The sequence below is a fragment of the Thalassotalea sp. Y01 genome, from assembly GCF_012932945.1.
GTDB lineage: Bacteria > Pseudomonadota > Gammaproteobacteria > Enterobacterales > Alteromonadaceae > Thalassotalea_A.
The window spans coordinates 184,596-203,480 of record NZ_JABBXG010000004.1 but is presented as its reverse complement, the minus strand read 5'-3'; the positions used below and the strand labels follow the sequence as shown (position 1 = coordinate 203,480).

Here is an 18,885-nt window from a genome sequence, read left to right as displayed (position 1 = left end):
AATTTCATCGACTACTTATTTTCCTCATATTCGATCGCGCCAATACTGTACGGCGGTGTGCGTGGACGACCTAATATATCGTGTAATGGCACTGCTTTTGACTCATCTAGCGCCAGCTTTTGCGGCTGCTTCGGCGGTGTCAAATCATTGATGATTTTCTTAAATACCTGCTCTATTGAAGTCGAACCATCGGCAAAGCTTTTGCTTTTACTTAGGTAAATTGGCGACACTAAGGTTTGTTGCAATGTGATGCCAGTATCAAATTCGCGCAGATCGTCATCATCACTGGCATTAACAACATCAAGTAGTGAATACGGTGCGCCTTTTTCGCCATTAAAAACGATATTATTGCTAAGCAGATAGTCATCCACATCACCATATTCGGTATCGGTGAAGTCATTGCTCATTTGATAATCACCCGAGCCCATGGTGCCTGTGGCGTCGGAATAAATGTTGTAACGCATGTTAATGTCAGTTGGCACCTTATTGTTGCCTTCGACACTGACTCGCAGCGCATAGGCATTACTGGGTAAGTCACCGATCACGGTGTTGTAATCAAAGTTTATTTTGTGAGCGCCTTTTACGGCAAACGGTGAGCGCATCGAAATCTTACTGTTACCAATAAGTAAGTTATTGAATATGTTGATGTCTTCGGCTTCGAAGTAAGGCTTGCCGTCTTCGCCGACTAAGATAAACCCATGGCCATGTGAACCTTGCCAATTAAAGAAAATATTGCCATCAATATTAATGTTGGTACTACCAAAGAAGCGGTCATCTTCGTTATTACTGTCTTTGATAACTATGTAACTGGATGATTTCTTCGTTATTTCGCGATTGCTTGCGGGAAAGTCATTAAAAAACACATTATGGCGAACGTGGACATCAGCAACCGAATTAATATCGATATGCTCGTCTGAATTGCCCTGGTTATAGAACATATTGCAATTGATCAAAATGTTGTGCGCGCCATAGTTTATCTTTAACAAATCATTGTTATAGCTATCGTGAATGATGTTGTTAACTAGGCTAATACCATGTACGTTTTCCGTGCCCCAAGCATCAATGTGCACCACCACCGGGCGAGCACCTGGCCCTTTATGGGAAATCTCAAAGCCTTGAATACGAATGTTTGCAGCAGCCTTTACCAGCGCCAATACCCGTTTTTGCGCGGTTAGTTTAGCGCCATAAGGCACTTCGGATTTGATGGTGATGCCTTTTTTAAAAGTCTTACTGATTTTAACTGGGCCTTCATAGACTCCGGGGCGGACCACAATCAGGCTATCGTCTTGGGCTTTAAATACCGCAAAGGCAATATTGCGCCAAGGGTTATTGATAGTGCCTTTACCTTTGTAGTCATGGCCATCAAGGGCGACGTAATAAGTCTGCTGATGTTTCGGCTCAGGTTCACACAGAGGTGGCGTATCCGTGCCATAGGCTTTGCCAGTGTGGCAAGCCATCGAGCAAAGCAAGATAATGGCAAAATTTCGCATAAAAAGCATAGTTAACAACCTCTTTGTTAAGTATTGCAGACAATCAGCTGGCAGCCAGTTGCGTTAGCAAGGTTTGTGTCCATTTTTCCGGTGTAAATTGATCCAATGCATAGCGACGGGCATCAGGATTAGCGCCGTTGATTGAATCGAGTACATCAATTATTTGTTCATTGCTTTTTGCAAAATGCCCATGAACGCGCGGGTAGTTACTGATCACTTGCAGGCCATATTGCTGTGCTTCAACCACCATGCGTGAATAGCCGTCGTGGCTAGTGATGCGAATTAAAAAATGGCCCTGCGAATACAATTCATGCATCTGCTCTTGGTCAACGATGCCTATTGATTTTACGTTGTGGGATTGGCCGAGTTGTTTATCTGGATGACCGACAAAAATGAACTGATATTCAGGTAGCTTTTCGGCTAATTCAATCATTTGTTGAGTTTTATAAAGCCATTCCCTGTGCTCATTCGAGTAAATGATGATGGTCTTTGGCTTTTGCTGCCATCTGTGCTTAATGTGTTGTTCCGTTAATTGCAAACACTGATAATACAGTGGCGACGGTGCTTCCCAGGAGTTAATGTTTTTAAACCCCATGTTATGCAAATCATCGCCAAGCCATGAAGCGGAGACAAGATTACAATCCAATGTCGTTTTTAGAATAGGTAGCGCCCAAAGTCGTTGCCATGCACTGAGTTTTTTCAGGTTTAGCACATCGGTACCCATCCATCGCCGCATCACCTTTGGGTAGCCTTTGAGTTTAAAGCGTAAGGCTAATTTAATGCCGAGCAGTAAATCGACTTTGGCAAATAACACGGCGCTGTCTTTGACTGGGTACTGAGCCAATTCGTCATAGTTGCTACAGTATTTTATTTGCTCGACGTCTTTGGTCATTTGCCGCCATTGTTCAATCAGACGCCCATTGCCAAAAATAAGCACACGCTTACATTGTGGCTTCATTCGCTATCTTCTCTTGTTCAAGGCATTGCGTGGTTTTACATCGAGACATTTGCCAATGGATGCTGCTGCGGCTATCCGTTGTCATAAAATGTTTTAGTCTGGCTAATTTCAGTGCCAGTGAACTGGTAAATTGCGCATCATGTAATTGGTAACGATAGGTGATTTTTGCTTCGTCACTACCGCGGCGCACAATCACTTGGTTGCCCTGCTCGTTTTGATAGCGGCGCACAACGTGCCAGCCTTCAGGGATAATTTTGTTAAGATAAAAATCCGGCTTACAATCTAATTCTTTGCAGTCAAACCAAATCCGATATTCAATAGTTTTTTGTATGTCGGTTTCGCTTTGTTTGACGTCAATGGATGAAAAATAGCTAATTTGAGGTGACGGTAAGGTCTCTATTTGCGTCAACACTTGTGTTGACTTGTGCACAGTCGCTAAAAATGAAGACGACAAAAACAAACCAATAATAAACACCGATACTGTTGGCAGTGATACGCTAGCGACCGGCTTGCTGCTGTTAGCCTCTTCGTCTTGCTGGCTTTGCTCTTGGCTTTGCTTTTTGGCTATAGCGTTCTCAAGATGCGTACCGTATTTAAATAAAATGAACAGGAATGGAATATACAGATACCAACCAAAGTTATTATGATCGTCAATTAGATCCGATGTCATTTGCGTATATTCACCGACCAATATCAATGCGGTGATGCGTATCCAGTTGGTCAACAATGCACCAGCAATGGCCACCGCCAAAAATTTCACCGCGCTTTGCCAATGGCGCAAGTACAGCAAAATATACAGATGTGCCAATGCCAGTGACACCAATAAATAGCGTAAGCCACTGCAGCCGTTTGCAATTTTAAATATGCCAGCGGGAATGGTGACCAACTCTTGCTCAATGAAGAACGGTATGCCTGAAAAACTTAATAATACGCCGGTTGCAACGACAGAAATCGATTGCAATATATCAGTAAAGCCGCCCCATACTGGAAGCAAATAGATAGGGTAGAAACTGGTGGCAAGTGTGGCGATATTGCAGCGAAAAAACAACATAATGCCACTAACACACAATAATAACATCGACAACCAGTAACCGAGACTGAGCTGTGCTCGTACCGAAATAAATAACAGTATGCCAACGCCGATAAAAATAACGCAGGCAGGCAAACTCAACGCCTGACGAGAGATTAACTCGCCACGTTTTTGTAGTTGCCAAAACATAAAGGCAACAATGAACGGGATCAGATAGGCGTGCGAATAGCTGCCGTCATCAAAGCTATGACGCCATATGGTTATGGTTATTTGCTGATTGACGATGGCAACACTCAAAAATATCAGTGCGATCAGCATCAGCGGTGCTACCCGGAAATTCATCATGCTATTGTTGTTTTTGTTTAAGTTAGGTTTTAAAACGCTTTACATTAGGTCTAGCTCATAACTTTGAAAATTTCATCTATACTTTCATTGTTCGAATAATAATCAACAGAACTTCAAGGAAGTGGGATGCTAAAAACGTTAAAACCGGCACTCTTGGTTGCCGCTCTAGTGGCGTGCTCAGGCCAAAAGACCGCAGATGAATATGTCCAATCCGCACTGGCATACATTGAGCAAAATGAAGTTTCGGCTGCAATCGTCGAATTAAAGAATGCGATTCAACTCGAGCCTAAATCTAATGATGCCAGATTTATCTTGGCACAAATGTATATGCAAACTGGCAATTTTGATGGTGCTGAAAAAGAATTTCAGCGCAGTCTTGATAACGGTTTTGATATCAATCGCATTATGATCCTGCAAGTTCGTATTGCCTTACTTAAAGCAGAATCCGATCGTGTCCTCGAATGGACTAATGATGAGCGCGTTGCCCAGCTCCATCCTGAAAAGAAAACCGAATTATTAGCCGTCGCGGGTATTGGTTTAACCTACTTGAGTCGCTTTAATGATGGTTTTGAACTATTGGCTAGAGTGATGAAAGAAGGCACAGAAGACTCTGTGTATTTTACCATGGCAAAAGCTTGGATGGCGGCCAATGAAGGTCAGAAAAAAGAGGCCATCGAAGAAATTAAGCCTTTAGTTAGCCAAGATAACTCGTTTGATGATGTCAAAATTTTATTGGCAAATTTGTATGCGCTTGATGACAATGCTGAACTCGCAGCGGCTGAGCTTAAACCTATTTTAGACCGTCACGGCAACAATATTTTTGTGCGCTTGCTGTACGTAAATATGTTGGTAAAAAGTGGTGAGCTTGAAGAAGCTAAAATGCATACCAGCTCATTACTGAAGATGTCGCCTACCTCGCCGTCTATTAATGAGTTGAAAGCGGAAATTAGCTTACGCGAAGGTAAATATAAAGAGGCTGCTGAATATGCGACTATCGCCCTAACCAGTATGCCAAGCCTACACAAAGCCAATCTTATTGCCGGTATCAGCCATTACAAAACCGATAATATGGAAATGGCCTATCACCATTTGGCACAAATCGAAAATCGCCTGCCAAAAACTCATGTGGCGCAACAGGTACTGACTCAAGTGAAGTTAAGACTGGGATATATCGACGATGCGATTGCCAATATTGATACCGTTAACTCCTTATCTCCTAGCGACTTTGCGACTTTAGCTAATGCGTCAGTAGAGTTATTGCGCAGTGGCGATAAAGACAAAGCAAGAGATTACATCAAACGTCTGGAGAACATCGAAGGGGATGACCCTGAAATGATGAGCCGCCGTGGTAGTTTGAAACTATCTGTTGAAGATGACTCAGGTATTAAGGATCTTAATAACGCATTAAAGATTGACCCAAATATGTCGGAAGCCCGATTGGCGTTAATTTATCACTATATGCAAAGCGACAACAATGAGCTGGCCATGGTTGAAGCCGACCGTTGGATTGAAGAAGTACCAGACAGTGAAGGCGGTTATTTGGCACGCGGTGTGGTTTGGCGAGAGATGGGTCAACCTGAAAAAGCCAAGCAAGCCTTTGAACAGGCATTGCTGGTTAAGCCCGATTCTATGGGCGCACACTTTAATTTGGCGCAACTGAACAATCGACTCGAGCAATATGACCTGGCTCTGGTTCATGTTGAAAAGGTCTTGGCTCGAAACCCTGAACACAGAGGTGCGTTGCGAACCGCGGTCAATATGGCGCCTAAGGTTGACGATGATAAAATCATCGACTTCCTAACCCAACTATCGCAAGACAACCCTGACAGTCTGACCATTGCTATTGCTCGGGCGCAAGCCTATGACAATATTGGTCAAGAAGAGCAAGCGTTGCAGCAGTTAGAAAGACTACAAACCCAGTTTGATGATGATCCAAGATTATTATCGGCATTAGCCAAAGTGGCTATCCGTAGTGAAGATTTTGTTAAAGCAGAGCAAACCTTCGCTAAGTTGGTGAAAGTGAGCCCAAGGGATTTTACCGCGCAATTGGGTTTATTGATGGCGCTTGAAAATCAAGGCAAAAACCAACAAGCCTATACTGAAGTGAAAAAAGCCCAAGAGATATTCCCTAATGCCGCGATGCTGAAGTTTTTTGAAGTTAACTTTTTGTATAAGACCAAATCCTATCGAGAAGCCGAAAAACGTTTGGCTAATATCGATCCAAAAACACTTGAGCCGAAACCTTATTGGGCACTTTCAACCAAGATTCAAAGTCGCCTGCAACAATGGGACAAAGCGGCTCATAGTGCAGCAAATTGGTACGAGGTAGACAAAGGCTTTGCCAGCGCCTCTTCTTATGCACGAGTGTTACAAAAAACCGGTAATCATCAAAAAGCCATGCAAGTAGCGCGTCAAGCACAGATCGATCATGGTGATAACGCTATGGTGCAGGGCTTATTGGCCGAGCTACAACTGGAACAAGATCCAGCGACGGCATTGCAATACTATCAACGTATGGCGACTAAGAGTCCGGATAATTTCGCTATCCAAAATAATTTGGCTTGGGCTGCAATTCAAGCAAACGATTTAGAGTTGGGTCTAGGAGCGGCACAAAAAGCGGCGAAGCTAGCACCTGAAAATCCGCATGTACTCGATACGCTGGCGTATGCCTATATGCGTAATGGTGAATACAAGCAGGCTGATTTACTGATGCGCAGAGTGCAAGAAGAGCTGCCAAATAATGAAGAAGTGAAAATTCATTATGCAGAATTGTTGGTGCACCTGAAAAAATTTGATCAAGCGAAAAAGCTGCTTGATAGCATCAGCGATAGTGAAGATAAACAGCAAGTAGTGCGCTTGTATGAAACCAATAAGGGCTAGTGTTACGGCACTGGTGTGCCTACTGGCTTGTTTGCTGTCGCCATTGGTTAACGCTGATAGCAAGCTGATAGAGACAATCAAGCAAATTAAGCCAGGCATTGTTGGCGTTGGTATATATCAACCGACGGGCAAACCACAAAGTCGCCTATACGGCACCGGGTTTGTGATTGGTAATGGTCGCTATGTGGTGACCAATTACCATGTGTTGCAGCGGCTTGATGCCGAAACAAAGCAACAACAAGTGGTGTTCTCTGGAACGGGGCCAAAAGCCAAGGTGCATCAAGCGACGTTATTGGCCTTTTCAGAAGTTGATGATTTGGCGGTGTTAAAATTACAAAGCGGTAAATTGGCACCGATTCCATTAGCCGATAAGCAAACATTGGCAGAAGGCAGCGATATCGCCTTTACCGGGTTTCCTATTGGTGCGGTATTAGGCTTATATCCAGTCACTCACAAAGGCATGATTGCCAGCATCACCCCAGATGTGATCCCATTACCGGGTAGCAAGCAATTAACGCCTGCGATGATCAAAAAGCTGAAAAACCCCAAACTAGTGTATCAACTTGATGCGACGGCTTATCCGGGCAACAGCGGCAGTCCGGTCTATTTGCCTGAGTCAGGTAAAGTGGTGGCGATAATTAATAAGGTGTTGGTGCGTAACGGCAAAGAGTCGGTGATCAGTGCACCAAGCGGTATTACCTACGCAATACCGGTGAAATATCTATTTGCTTTGCTAACGGCAAATAACATCGATGTATTTGCAGCGTCTTAATTGATTTATTTCAGAATTTACTGCGGGGAAAGTTGTTCGCTTTGATCCGCTTGGTTGGTTTGCGCGGTCACATCAATATTGCTTTCGGATTGTTGATTATCAACCAACTGACTTGCCGGCAATAACGTCGATAAATCGACCAACTCAATATTGTGTTGTCTTAAGGTTGGAATCAATCGCTTCAATACACGCATGGTCGCCGGATGCGGATGACCAATAGCTATCGCCTCGCCATTCTTCTGACTAATACGAATCATCTTTTTGAATTGCTGTTCGATATATTGCTCATCGATTTTATTGTCGAGGAAAATATGACGATGCAGGGTTGGTACACCGCGTCGTTGGGCGACAAATTCAGCCTGCGAATAACGACTGGTTCTTGAGTCTAAGAAAAACAAATCATTATTTTTAAGCACTTCCATGGTCCAAGACATAGGTTCAGACTTTTGCGTTAGCAGGCTGCCCATATGATTATTGACGCCGATGATATGTGGTATATCGGCAATCGATGCTTGCAGGGTTTTAATGACATTGCTCTTGTCCATCTTTGAGGTGATGGCGCCTGGGCCAAGCAACAAGTTATTGATCGACTCCATTGGCACATGCAAGAGAATTTCACGTTGTTGTTGATTCCCAAGTTCGGCCAATTGTCGGCCATACGGAGTATGCGGCAGCACCGAAAACGTGACTTGCTTGGGCAAGTCGAGAGCGGATTTATCCGAAGAGCGGTAGCCAATATCGTCAATGACGATAGCCAGCTTATTTGAGCCCGTTGTATTGGCTGCTGCACTTGCAGATACAAAAATAAATAATAAGGAGAAAAGTATACGCACGAGAAATTCTTATTTTTATATTTAGTGTGTTTTTTTATTTGGCAATCGCTTGCCACACAGCTGATTTTTATCAAGCATGTACCTACTTTAACTCATAGTTGCGAAACAAATCCACACTCTTTTCATATTTGTAATTCAATCAGTCATAAATTGTGCAAACCCTTGTTTACTTTGTTTTTTCACAAATATAACAAAGCCTTTATTTATCTGGGTTACAGAGCGAAAAGATTCAGTTGCATATTGATTACATGTTCAAATAAGAGTATGTTTTAAGCGACTCAAATAATCCGCTTACCTGCAATAAAAATAATAAAATGGCTTAAGCCTGCTGATTGTTGAATAAACAAATTTTTTCTGGGGGAGAAGCCGTGTCTTATCAATATGCCAGTGCTTGGCAACGTTTAATGGCCAATGCCATCGATGGCTTAATACTACTTTTACCTATGCTACTGCTGTCATCTTTAGCCTTTATTGATATCAGTGTTGCGGTATTGGCAACCGTCATCGGCTATGGCTTGTTTTGGTATTACAGCTATTATTTTCATGGCAAATACGGCGCGACCTTTGGTAAGCACTTTATGGGCATTATCGTGCTCGATCGCCAAGGTAATCGTTTTACCTATCGCACTGCGTTCGTGCGTGGTTTGATTGATATGTTATTTGCCATTGTAATTGGCGCAGTGGCTCTACAAGCATTGTTTGCTATGGACTTTACTCATTTTCAAAGTCTCGGTTTTTTTGCTCGAGAAGCCTATCACGAGTCGTTTAAACCAGATTATATGAATCTAATCATCAATCTCTACGGTTATTGGTTATTAAGTGAATTTTTGCTGATGCACAGCAATAAAAATCGCCAAGCGATTGCCGATATGATGGCGGATACGATTGTTGTGGTAAAACAGAAAAGTAAAGTCAGTGCCGTTGCTTAACGGCACCTAAGTCTTTAACGGAACCTAAGTCTTTAACGGCACCAAAGTTTTGGATTAACAGGTTTGCCTTTGTGGCGAATTTCAAAATACACACCAGACTGGCTGACCCCACCACTTTGACCGACAAGCGCTATTGGTTCGCCAATTTCAACACGATCTCCTACGTTCTTCAATAGTGCTTGGTTATGGCCATACAGACTCATGTAACCGTCACCATGGTCAACCACGATGACCAAACCGTATCCTTTGAGCCAATCAGAAAATAACACGGTACCATCGTGAATGGCTTTAATGTCACGGCCAACAGGGGCATTCATCATCACCCCTTTCCAACGTAAATAGCCTTGTTTTTTGGTGCCAAAGCTGTGGGCGATACGGCCTCTTACGGGCCATTTCAGTTTACGTTTGAGCTTGCTTAAACCGGTTAGCTCTTTTTGTTTTTGTAGCTGCGCTTGAATACGTGCCAAGGTTTGAATCAAGGACTTCTCTTCACCTTCGAGTTTGTTCAAACGCTGCTTCGAGGTAAGGATTTTTGAATTGAGTGACTTAAGGGTTTTTTCGCGCTCGCCTTGATTGGCTAACATTTGTTGTTGTTGCTGCTTTTGCTCTTGTGCCAGAGACTGCAATTTATCCGCTTGTATTTGCTGTTCTTGCTCGACATCCGCCAGTTGTTGCAAGATATCTTGAAAGTTGCCGATGCTTTGCATACGGGCATCATTGAGGTAGCTGTAGTACGTTAGGGTGCGCTGCACCTGCTCCGGCTTTTGCTGGTTAAGCAGCAATTTAAGGTAATCATGATGACCCGATGAATAAGCTGAACGGATTTGTTCCGCGAGTAAGCCTTCTTGTTGTTGCTTTTGTTTTTGCAGCTGTTGTTGTTGCTGTCGCAAGTCGGCAATTTTGGCGCGGGTTTGAGTTTGCTTAGTCTTGGTGTCTTTGATCTTACGGGCGGCACTGGCTATGGCCAAATCGTCCTTTCGCAATTGCTTTTGAATGCTTTCTACTTGCTGATTATTCTGTTGTAATTGATCTTTTTGTGAAGCAATTTGCTGCTTCACTTTACTCAGGTCTTGGCGAGTATCTTGCTTTTGCTGTTCCGTCGCCAAACTAGAAATAGGCAAAAAACAGCAAAGCATAAGTGCTTTGCTGTACCTTGACCATGTGCTTTGCAATTTACGTGCGCTAGTCACTTAGGCGCATCAATGGAGTACCTGTCATCTCTTTCGGCTGCTCCATTGCCATTAAATGTAACAAGGTTGGTGCAATGTCACTTAGCGCGCCGCTTTTCGCGACATTGGCATGACGACCAACATAAATAAGTGGTACCGGCTCGGTGGTATGTGCAGTATGTGCTTGGCCCGTTTCATTATTGACCATCATTTCGGCATTACCATGATCGGCAGTAATCAAACATTCGCCCCCGTTACGCTCTAGTGCTTCTACCACGCGACCAATGGCACTGTCGACCGCTTCACATGCGGTAACCGCGGCATCGAACTTACCAGTATGACCAACCATATCGCCATTCGGGTAATTACAGACAATTAAATCGTACTTGGCAGATTCAATGGCTTCAATAAGCTTGTCGGTCAAGATGCCTGAATTCATCTCAGGTTGTAGATCATAAGTCGCCACTTGCGGTGATGGCACTAAGATGCGCTCTTCACCAGCGAAGGTATCTTCGCGTCCACCACTAAAGAAGAAGGTGACGTGAGCATATTTTTCAGTTTCAGAGATTCTAAGTTGTGTCTTGTCGTGATTTTGCAACCACTCACCCATGACATTAACTAAGTCTTCCGGTGGAAATGCAACGCTGGTATCAATGTCTGCAGCGTATTCAGTTAACATCACAAAATCGGCAATCTGTGGTACTTTTTTACGTTCAAAACCGCTAAAGTCGGCGTCGGTAAAACAGCGGGTAAATTGACGTGCACGGTCCGCTCTGAAATTCATAAAAATCATCGCATCACCATCATTGACTTCAATGGCATCACCATTGTCATCAAGAATACGAGTAGCGCTAACGAACTCATCGTTTTCATCGCGTTGGTACGCAGCTTGTAAACCCGACACTGCATCGTCTGCGGTATAAGATGCTTCACCACTAACCATAAGGTTGTAGGCTTGCTCTACACGATTCCAACGCTGATCTCGGTCCATGGCATAATAGCGGCCGATTAATGAGGCAACTTGACCATTACCAAGCTCCGCGAATTTGTCTTGTGCTTTTTGTAATGACGATTGAGCACTGCGTGGCGGTGTATCGCGGCCATCCAAAAAGGCATGCAAGTAGACTTTCTCAGCACCGCGTTGTTTCGCCATATCCAGTAATGCAAAAATATGCTCTTCGTGACTGTGCACACCACCTGGTGACATCAGACCGAACACATGCACTGCTTTGCCGTTACTTTGCGCGGCATCAATAGCATTTACTAAGGCACTGGTTTTAGCAAAATCGCCATCGGCGATGGATTTGGTGATACGAGTGAAGTCCTGATAAACAATGCGACCTGCGCCTAAATTAACGTGACCAACTTCTGAGTTACCCATTTGTCCTTCTGGTAAGCCAACGGCCATACCAGATGTTTGAATCAACATGCTTGGACGGGTGTCGAAAAGTTCGTCCATTACCGGTGTTTTGGCATGAAAAATAGCATTTGATTCACGGTTTTCACGGTGTCCCCAACCATCAAGGATCAGAAGTACCATGGTTTTTTTCTTACTCATCAAAAAGCCCCAAATATGAATGGAATGTTAACAAGACGGCGATTATCGCTTGATTCTGCCAAATAACATAGCAAAGCGCCATAGGCTTAGCCAATTCTCGGCTATATTTTTTCATTATACTGGATTCTTTAAAAGCAATCGGTATACTTGACCATCAATTTATTTGTAAGTTTTTCTATAGAGATACGCATTAAATGGATCAGTATTTAACCTTTGCCACAAACAACCCAATGTTAAGCATGTTGTGGTTGGCGATAGCCACTTTACTTTTGTTTTCTTTTATTAAAGGTAAGTTGTCAAAAGTAAAAGAAGTTAACAACCAAGAGTTAACATTATTGGTTAACCGTGAAGATGGTGTGATTGTTGATATTCGTAGTGAATCTGAGTTTAAAAAGGGCCATATTGTTGGTTCTAAGCAGCTGTCACAAGAAAAAATTAACAATAATACATTTCAAGGCCTTGAAAATAGTAAAGACAAACCCATTATAGTGGTATGTACTGCTGGATTAACAGCGGCCAAAGCGGCTAACGCTATGGCTAAAGCTGGATTTGACAAGGTAAGTGTACTAAAAGGTGGTTTCAGTGCCTGGCAAGGTGCAAACTTACCGGTAACCAAGTAATTTTCGCTTTCAGGAATAAAAATGGCCAAGGTTGAAATTTATACCCGTCAGACTTGTGGTTTTTGTGTTAGAGCAAAAATGTTGCTACAACAAAAACAAGTAGAGTTCTCGGAAATCAGTATTGATGAGTTTCCTGAAAAACGGGCGGAAATGATTGAACGCAGTCAAGGTCGAATGACGGTGCCGCAAATTTTTATCAATGATAAGCCCATAGGCGGCTGTGATGATTTGTTTGCCTTGCATTACGACGGCAGCCTTGATGCACTATTAAACAAATGAATGAGCTTGTATAAAACAAGCAATGTAAATAATTTTAGGAAGTAAACATGTCTGAAGAAATTCAAAACCCAGAAGCAAACGGTGCTGCAGAGCATACACAACCACAATTTGCGATTCAACGAATCTACACAAAAGATGTATCTTTTGAAACTCCTGCAAGCCCTGCAGTGTTCCAAAAAGAATGGCAACCAGAAATCAAGCTTGACCTAGACACGCGTTCTACTCAGCTTGCAGAAGGTACTTACGAAGTGATTTTAGCATTAACTGTTACTGCTAAATTAGACGAAGAAGTAGCTTTCTTATGTGAAGTTCAACAGGCTGGTATCTTCTCTGTTGCTAACATGCCAGAACCACAACTAGCACACACGCTAGGTTCGTTCTGCCCGAACACATTATTCCCATACGCTCGTGAAACCGTTGCTAGCCTTGTTTCTCGTGGTACATTCCCACAGTTGAACCTTGCACCAGTAAACTTTGACGCACTATTTGCTTCATACGTACAAAAACGTGCTGCTGAAGCTGGTGAGCAACAACAAGCAGACGCTTAATGTCAGCCGATCGAGCAGATATTAGCGTAATAGGCGCAGGGTCTTACGGCACTGCGCTTGCTTTTTGCTTGGCCCGCAATGGTCATAAGACCATGTTATGGGGGCGCAATTCTGAGCAGGCTGCAACCATGCAAGCTGCTCGCAGTAATGACCGATACCTTCCTGGTTTCATCTTTCCTGAATCATTAACTGTAGAAGCAGATCTGCAGCGAGCTGTAGCGGCGAGTAACAATATCTTGTTGGTTGTGCCTAGTCATGCCTTCACCGATATGTTGCACTTGATAAAGCCTATGCTAACGGCTGAGCACAAATTAGCTTGGGCCACCAAAGGTCTCGACCCTGAACAGGGGCGACTGTTAAGTGAAGTGGCTGTCGAAGTGTTAGGGGATGATATTTCTCTAGCGGTGGTCTCTGGTCCATCATTTGCAAAAGAGATGGCTGCTGGTTTGCCAACCGCGATTTCGGTTGCTTCAGCAGACAATGACTTTGCTGATACCTTATCTGAATTGTTGCATTGCGAGCGTTCATTTCGGGTGTATCAGAATGAAGACTTCATCGGTGTACAATTAGGTGGTGCGGTTAAAAACGTTATCGCTATTGGTGCCGGTATGGCAGATGGTATTGGCTTTGGTGCCAATGCGCGAACGGCCTTGATTACTCGTGGCTTAGCGGAAATGTCACGTCTTGGTGCTGCCGTTGGTGCCCAGCCACAAACCTTTATGGGTATGGCCGGGTTAGGTGATTTGGTACTAACCTGTACCGATAATCAATCTCGAAACCGCCGATTTGGCTTAGCACTTGGTAACGGCGAGACCGTTGACAAGGCAATGGCTGATATTGGTCAGGTGGTCGAAGGTTACCGCAATACCAAAGAAGTGCATATGCTGGCCAACCGCGTCGGTGTAGAAATGCCTATTGTCGAAGCTGTGTTTCAGGTGCTGTATAACGGCAAACCTGCGCAAGAAGCGGCGTTGGATTTGTTAGGACGTGATCGTAAAAGCGAGTCTTAACGACAAAGCAAGATGCTAATATCGAAATAGATATGGTAATAAGTATTGAAAAAACGCCTGCGGGATTTACCTTCAGGCGTTTTTATTGTTGGGTCGTTTCGCTATGTTTAAGAGCTATTGATACCCGCTACATTGGCTTACTTGTTTAGGGTTAATTTACCCTTAAGCCGAGGTTTTTGTGAGTAAGGGCTTTTGTTTGATTTGTCTTGGCTGCGCTGACTACGGTTTTTATCGTTTTTCGGCTGCGATTTGTTGGCTCGATCGCTTATGCCAGTATGCTTGTTGTCGCTGTGCTTTACCGCTTGTTTTACTTCTTTGCCTAGATTTTGTTCGGCTCTTAATGAGGTTTTACGCGAGCCTGATACTGCATCATTAATCTGCTGCATTTCTTTACTGGTTAGATAACGCCATTGCCCAGGTTTTAACTGGCCAAGGGAAATCGACATAATGCGACTGCGCTTTAGCTTTTTCACCTCATAATCTAAATATTCACACATTCGGCGAATTTGTCGGTTTAGACCTTGGGTTAAGATGATTTTAAAGCTGTACTTGCTTAGCACCTCTATTTCGCAGGGCTTAGTGATGGTACCTAAAATAGGCACGCCTTGTGCCATACGCTTGGCGAATCTCTCGCTTAGCGGCTTATCTACGGTAACCAAATATTCTTTGTCATGGGCGTTTTCGGCACGCAATATCTTATTAACGATATCACCGTCATTGGTAAGGAATATCAAGCCTTCTGACGGTTTATCAAGACGACCGATAGGGAAGATGCGCTGCCTGTGACCAATAGCGTCGACGATATTCCCTCTGACGTTACGCTCGGTAGTACAGGTAATGCCAATCGGCTTGTTATAGGCAATGTAAATACGATCAGACTTATTGTCGGCAACGGCGTCTATCGGTTTACCGTTAACCTTGACGACATCGCCGGGCATAACCTTAGTGCCTAATTCGGGCGTGCTACCATTAATGGTCACCCGATTTTGTTCGATTAGCTTGTCTGCCTCACGGCGAGAACAAAAACCGCTGTCGCTAATGTATTTGTTAAGGCGCTTGCCGTTGTCTGTACTCAAGATCTGGTCTCTGTCGAAATTTGTGGCGTAATTATCGCTTAATTAGCAAAAAAAAGCATAAAAAAACCGGTCATTCGACCGGTTTTTCGTTATCTAGTAAGGCTATTTACGCTTCATCGCATTAAAGAATTCATCGTTGGTCTTGGTCATTGCCAATTTATCGATTAAGAATTCCATTGCGTCAATCTCGCCCATTTCATGAACGATCTTGCGTAATATCCATAGTTTTTGCAGTTCTTCCTGCTTGGTAAGCATCTCTTCACGACGGGTACCAGAGCGGTTAAAGTGAATCGCAGGGAATACACGTTTCTCGGCAATCTTGCGCGACAAATGCAATTCCATGTTACCGGTACCTTTAAATTCTTCGTAGATTACTTCATCCATTTTCGAACCCGTATCAACAAGTGCGGTTGCGATAATGGTTAAGCTACCACCTTCTTCGATGTTACGAGCCGCACCAAAGAAACGTTTTGGACGATGCAAGGCATTGGCGTCAACACCACCGGTTAGGATTTTACCTGATGAAGGAATAACGGTGTTATAGGCACGCGCTAAACGAGTAATAGAATCGAGAAGAATGACAACGTCTTTCTTGTGTTCGGTTAGACGCTTGGCTTTTTCGATAACCATTTCGGCTACTTGTACGTGACGACTGGCTGGCTCATCAAACGTTGAGGCAACGACTTCGCCTTTAACCAAGCGCTGCATCTCGGTAACTTCTTCCGGACGCTCATCGATAAGCAATACCATCAATTCACAGTCTGGGTGATTGTGGGCAATACTTTGCGCAATGTTTTGCAGTAATAATGTCTTACCGGCTTTTGGTGGTGCAACGATCAAACCACGTTGACCTTTACCAATTGGCGATGCCAAGTCTAAAACACGAGCCGTGATATCTTCGGTACTGCCGTTACCACGCTCCATGGTTAGACGTTCATTTGGATGAACTGGCGTTAAGTTTTCAAATAGGATCTTAGTTCGTGAATTCTCTGGCTTATCAAAGTTAACTTCATTAACTTTCAATAGCGCAAAGTATCGCTCGCCATCTTTTGGCGGACGAATCTTACCAAATACGGTGTCACCGGTGCGCAAGCTAAAGCGGCGAATTTGGCTCGGTGATACGTAAATATCATCTGGGCCAGCTAAGAATGATGAATCTGCGCTACGCAAGAAACCAAAGCCATCCTGAAGAATTTCCAGAACCCCTCCACCAAAAATGTCTTCACCACTTTTTGCATGGGCTTTTAGGATAGCGAAGATAACGTCTTGTTTGCGATTACGAGCAAGATGCTCAAGATTCATGCTTTCTGCTAGCTTTAATAGCTCGCCGATAGGTTTATCTTTTAATTCGATTAGGTTCATATTGAGGGGTCTTTTGGTTTTAGTTTATTTTTTGCTTAAAGCTATTTCGGGTTTAGAACAAGGAATAACGGCCGAAACGAAAAGAGTCTTAAAAAAGAATTCAGGTATGTATAGGTTTTAACTTAGCATTAAATTTACGTTTGGTAAAGTTAGCAGTTATTTGCGGCGAATTTTAAGCAAATAAAATAAAAAAGGCCAACGATTGTTGGCCTTTTTTACTAATTAAACGTTAGCGTCTAAAAATTCTTTTAATTGGTTTTTAGAAAGGGCGCCAACTTTGGTATCTGCTACTTCACCATTTTTGAATAGTAGAAGAGTTGGGATACCACGAATACCAAATTTCTGCGGTGATGCAGAATGTTGGTCGATGTTTAATTTCGCAACCGTAACTTTACCGTCATATTCGTCGGCAATTTCATTTAGGATAGGAGCGATCATTTTACATGGACCACACCACTCAGCCCAGAAATCAACAAGTACTGGGGTAGCTGAATTAACAACGTCATCAAAGCTGTCATCTGTCAGCTGTACAATTTTATCGCTCATTTTTTTCTCCAATATGCATGCGACTTGCGCAATGATTTGCAATATTTACCGATATTGGGCCTTAGCGCAATAAATACAAGGGTTAAAATTCAAATTATTGCTAAAATTTTTGTTTTATCGAATTAACTTGTTTATATCTGTACAAAAGCAGATATAAATATCTCATTCTGTTAAGATATTGCTTAACCAAATAAAATTTCATTGTGATCGAAAAAAGGCATGAATAAGACACATTTAACCGACATAAAGTTCAGCGAGCTTGGCCTCAACGACAAAGTGGTCGCCGGTCTTGATAAGATGGGCTTTCACAACTGCACCATGATTCAGGCACAGTCCTTACCTATTCTACTGACAGGTAAAGATATCGCTGGTCAGGCGCAAACAGGTGAAGGCAAAACCATTGCCTTTTTGGCAGCCACATTTCATCACTTGTTGCAAACCAAGGATCCTGGTCATAATAAGCCGCGTGCGATTATTATGGCGCCGACCCGTGAATTGGCGATTCAAATTGCTAATGACGCGAAAGAAATGGCAGAAAGCGCAGGTATGCGCCTTGGTGTTATTTACGGTGGTGAAGGCTACGAGAGTCAAAAACAAACATTACAAAAGGGTGTCGATGTATTAATCGGTACGTGTGGTCGTTTGATTGACTATTACAAGCAAGGTATTTATCGCCTCGATAATATTGAAGTTGTGGTACTTGATGAAGCGGATCGCATGTTCGACCTTGGCTTCATCAAAGATATTCGTTATATGTTCCGTCGTATGCCAGAAGCGAAACAACGCCTTAATATGTTGTATTCGGCAACCTTATCTTATCGAGTTAAGGAGTTGGCGTTTGAGCATATGAATGAGCCGGTGAGTGTTGAAGTTGCCCCTGAGCAAAAAACCAATGTTCGTATTACCGAAGAATTATTCTATCCATCTAACGAAGATAAGATGGCCTTGTTGCAAACCATTATGGAAGAAGAATGGCCGGATAAAGCCATTGTCTTTGCCAATACCAAACACGTTTGTGAAAAAATCTATTCTCACTTACAAGCCGATAAGCATCGCGTTGGTTTGTTAACCGGTGATGTTGCGCAAAACAAACGCTTAAAGATTCTAGATAACTTTACCAAAGGTCATCTCGATATTTTGGTGGCGACCGATGTTGCCGCACGTGGTTTGCATATTCCTGCGGTTACCCACGTATTTAACTACGACTTACCAGACGATTGTGAAGATTACGTGCATCGTATTGGCCGTACCGGTCGTGCTGGTGCAACAGGCCATGCGATCAGTTTAGCCTGTGAAGAGTATGTCTTTAACTTGCCAGCAATCGAAGAGTATATCGATCATAGTTTACCGGTAAGTAAGTATGATCCAGATGCATTACTAACCGATTTACCAAAACCAAAACCTCGACCTCGACGTCATCGTCCAGGGCCGAAACGTGGTGGTCGTGGCGGTAATCAACGCGGTAACGCGTCGAGATAGT

17 protein-coding genes are annotated in these 18,885 nt (G+C 43.3%); 8 read left to right on the top strand and 9 right to left on the bottom strand.

The window, feature by feature from the left end; all coding sequences use genetic code 11:
* Positions 1–11: 11 nt before the first annotated feature.
* Genes HII16_RS07510 through xrt form a run of 3 tightly spaced genes read right to left on the bottom strand, consistent with a single transcriptional unit; the run spans position 12 to position 3,823 of the window.
* Entirely contained in the window at positions 12–1,499 is a 1,488-nt protein-coding gene (locus tag HII16_RS07510; RefSeq protein WP_169128890.1) for a right-handed parallel beta-helix repeat-containing protein, read from the bottom strand.
* A 34-nt stretch (positions 1,500–1,533) separates the two neighbouring features.
* Positions 1,534–2,448: a hypothetical protein gene (locus tag HII16_RS07505; protein ID WP_169128888.1), complete on the bottom strand. Its 915-nt coding sequence runs from the start codon at positions 2,446–2,448 to the stop codon at positions 1,534–1,536.
* Positions 2,432–3,823, bottom strand: a complete 1,392-nt coding sequence (xrt, locus tag HII16_RS07500) for an exosortase (RefSeq protein WP_169128886.1) — start codon at positions 3,821–3,823, stop codon at positions 2,432–2,434. The genes HII16_RS07505 and xrt overlap by 17 nt, the downstream gene beginning before the upstream one ends.
* 126 nt (positions 3,824–3,949) lie before the next feature.
* On the opposite strand from xrt, the gene prsT reads away from it, so the two are divergent.
* Positions 3,950–6,703, top strand: coding sequence for an XrtA/PEP-CTERM system TPR-repeat protein PrsT (gene prsT, locus HII16_RS07495; RefSeq protein WP_169128877.1), 2,754 nt, complete (start codon positions 3,950–3,952; stop codon positions 6,701–6,703).
* Positions 6,684–7,475: a serine protease gene (locus HII16_RS07490; protein WP_169128875.1), complete on the top strand. Its 792-nt coding sequence runs from the start codon at positions 6,684–6,686 to the stop codon at positions 7,473–7,475. The genes prsT and HII16_RS07490 overlap by 20 nt, the downstream gene beginning before the upstream one ends.
* A 17-nt stretch (positions 7,476–7,492) precedes the next feature.
* Here HII16_RS07490 and HII16_RS07485 read toward each other — a convergent pair whose 3' ends face one another.
* Positions 7,493–8,308, bottom strand: a complete 816-nt coding sequence (locus tag HII16_RS07485; RefSeq protein WP_169128873.1) for a divergent polysaccharide deacetylase family protein — start codon at positions 8,306–8,308, stop codon at positions 7,493–7,495.
* Between the two features lie 368 nt (positions 8,309–8,676).
* Here HII16_RS07485 and HII16_RS07480 point away from each other — a divergent pair, with 368 nt between their 5' ends.
* Positions 8,677–9,237, top strand: coding sequence for an RDD family protein (locus HII16_RS07480; protein WP_169128871.1), 561 nt, complete (start codon positions 8,677–8,679; stop codon positions 9,235–9,237).
* 32 nt (positions 9,238–9,269) lie between these two features.
* Here the strand turns inward: HII16_RS07480 and HII16_RS07475 are convergent, their stop codons facing one another.
* Complete coding sequence (locus HII16_RS07475; protein WP_169128869.1) at positions 9,270–10,373, bottom strand: peptidoglycan DD-metalloendopeptidase family protein; 1,104 nt, start codon at positions 10,371–10,373, stop codon at positions 9,270–9,272.
* A 46-nt stretch (positions 10,374–10,419) separates the two neighbouring features.
* Positions 10,420–11,967: a 2,3-bisphosphoglycerate-independent phosphoglycerate mutase gene (gene gpmM / locus HII16_RS07470; protein ID WP_169128867.1), complete on the bottom strand. Its 1,548-nt coding sequence runs from the start codon at positions 11,965–11,967 to the stop codon at positions 10,420–10,422.
* A gap of 191 nt (positions 11,968–12,158) precedes the next feature.
* Between gpmM and HII16_RS07465 the strand changes: the two genes are divergently transcribed.
* From HII16_RS07465 to gpsA, 4 genes are read left to right on the top strand one after another with little or no spacing between them, the layout of a single operon-like run.
* On the top strand, positions 12,159–12,584 hold the full coding sequence (locus tag HII16_RS07465; RefSeq protein ID WP_169128865.1) for a rhodanese-like domain-containing protein: 426 nt from the start codon (positions 12,159–12,161) through the stop codon (positions 12,582–12,584).
* Between the two features lie 21 nt (positions 12,585–12,605).
* The gene (gene grxC, locus HII16_RS07460; protein WP_169128863.1) at positions 12,606–12,863 is read left to right on the top strand and encodes a glutaredoxin 3; all 258 of its coding nucleotides are present in this window, start codon (positions 12,606–12,608) and stop codon (positions 12,861–12,863) included.
* Between the two features lie 47 nt (positions 12,864–12,910).
* The gene (gene secB / locus HII16_RS07455) at positions 12,911–13,411 is read left to right on the top strand and encodes a protein-export chaperone SecB (RefSeq protein WP_169128861.1); all 501 of its coding nucleotides are present in this window, start codon (positions 12,911–12,913) and stop codon (positions 13,409–13,411) included.
* Positions 13,411–14,421 (top strand): NAD(P)H-dependent glycerol-3-phosphate dehydrogenase, encoded by a 1,011-nt coding sequence (gene gpsA / locus HII16_RS07450; protein ID WP_169128859.1) that lies wholly within the window; start codon positions 13,411–13,413, stop codon positions 14,419–14,421. The genes secB and gpsA overlap by 1 nt, the downstream gene beginning before the upstream one ends.
* 137 nt (positions 14,422–14,558) lie before the next feature.
* Here gpsA and rluF read toward each other — a convergent pair whose 3' ends face one another.
* From rluF to trxA, 3 genes are all read right to left on the bottom strand, one after another.
* Positions 14,559–15,497 (bottom strand): 23S rRNA pseudouridine(2604) synthase RluF, encoded by a 939-nt coding sequence (rluF, locus tag HII16_RS07445; protein ID WP_169128857.1) that lies wholly within the window; start codon positions 15,495–15,497, stop codon positions 14,559–14,561.
* Between the two features lie 102 nt (positions 15,498–15,599).
* Positions 15,600–16,859, bottom strand: a complete 1,260-nt coding sequence (gene rho / locus HII16_RS07440; RefSeq protein WP_135438417.1) for a transcription termination factor Rho — start codon at positions 16,857–16,859, stop codon at positions 15,600–15,602.
* A gap of 222 nt (positions 16,860–17,081) precedes the next feature.
* Positions 17,082–17,405 carry a thioredoxin TrxA gene (trxA, locus tag HII16_RS07435; RefSeq protein ID WP_135438416.1) on the bottom strand — a complete coding sequence of 108 codons (324 nt, stop codon included), beginning with the start codon at positions 17,403–17,405 and terminating at the stop codon, positions 17,082–17,084.
* Positions 17,406–17,624: 219 nt separating this feature from the next.
* On the opposite strand from trxA, the gene rhlB reads away from it, so the two are divergent.
* A complete protein-coding gene (gene rhlB, locus HII16_RS07430; RefSeq protein ID WP_169128855.1) occupies positions 17,625–18,884 on the top strand; it encodes an ATP-dependent RNA helicase RhlB in 1,260 nt (419 codons plus the stop codon).
* Position 18,885 lies beyond the last annotated feature (1 nt).

Excerpts from the sequence above, each read along its gene's own strand:
- xrt (WP_169128886.1), bottom strand. The coding sequence starts at position 3,823 with ATGATGAATTTCCGGGTAGCACCGCTGATGCTGATCGCACTGATATTT.
- gpsA (WP_169128859.1), top strand. The coding sequence starts at position 13,411 with ATGTCAGCCGATCGAGCAGATATTAGCGTAATAGGCGCAGGGTCTTAC.
- secB (WP_169128861.1), top strand. The coding sequence starts at position 12,911 with ATGTCTGAAGAAATTCAAAACCCAGAAGCAAACGGTGCTGCAGAGCAT.
- HII16_RS07505 (WP_169128888.1), bottom strand. The coding sequence starts at position 2,448 with ATGAAGCCACAATGTAAGCGTGTGCTTATTTTTGGCAATGGGCGTCTG.
- HII16_RS07475 (WP_169128869.1), bottom strand. The coding sequence starts at position 10,373 with ATGCTTTGCTGTTTTTTGCCTATTTCTAGTTTGGCGACGGAACAGCAA.
- HII16_RS07510 (WP_169128890.1), bottom strand. The coding sequence starts at position 1,499 with ATGCTTTTTATGCGAAATTTTGCCATTATCTTGCTTTGCTCGATGGCT.
- prsT (WP_169128877.1), top strand. The coding sequence starts at position 3,950 with ATGCTAAAAACGTTAAAACCGGCACTCTTGGTTGCCGCTCTAGTGGCG.
- rho (WP_135438417.1), bottom strand. The coding sequence starts at position 16,859 with ATGAACCTAATCGAATTAAAAGATAAACCTATCGGCGAGCTATTAAAG.
- trxA (WP_135438416.1), bottom strand. The coding sequence starts at position 17,405 with ATGAGCGATAAAATTGTACAGCTGACAGATGACAGCTTTGATGACGTT.
- grxC (WP_169128863.1), top strand. The coding sequence starts at position 12,606 with ATGGCCAAGGTTGAAATTTATACCCGTCAGACTTGTGGTTTTTGTGTT.
- HII16_RS07465 (WP_169128865.1), top strand. The coding sequence starts at position 12,159 with ATGGATCAGTATTTAACCTTTGCCACAAACAACCCAATGTTAAGCATG.
- HII16_RS07490 (WP_169128875.1), top strand. The coding sequence starts at position 6,684 with ATGAAACCAATAAGGGCTAGTGTTACGGCACTGGTGTGCCTACTGGCT.
- rhlB (WP_169128855.1), top strand. The coding sequence starts at position 17,625 with ATGAATAAGACACATTTAACCGACATAAAGTTCAGCGAGCTTGGCCTC.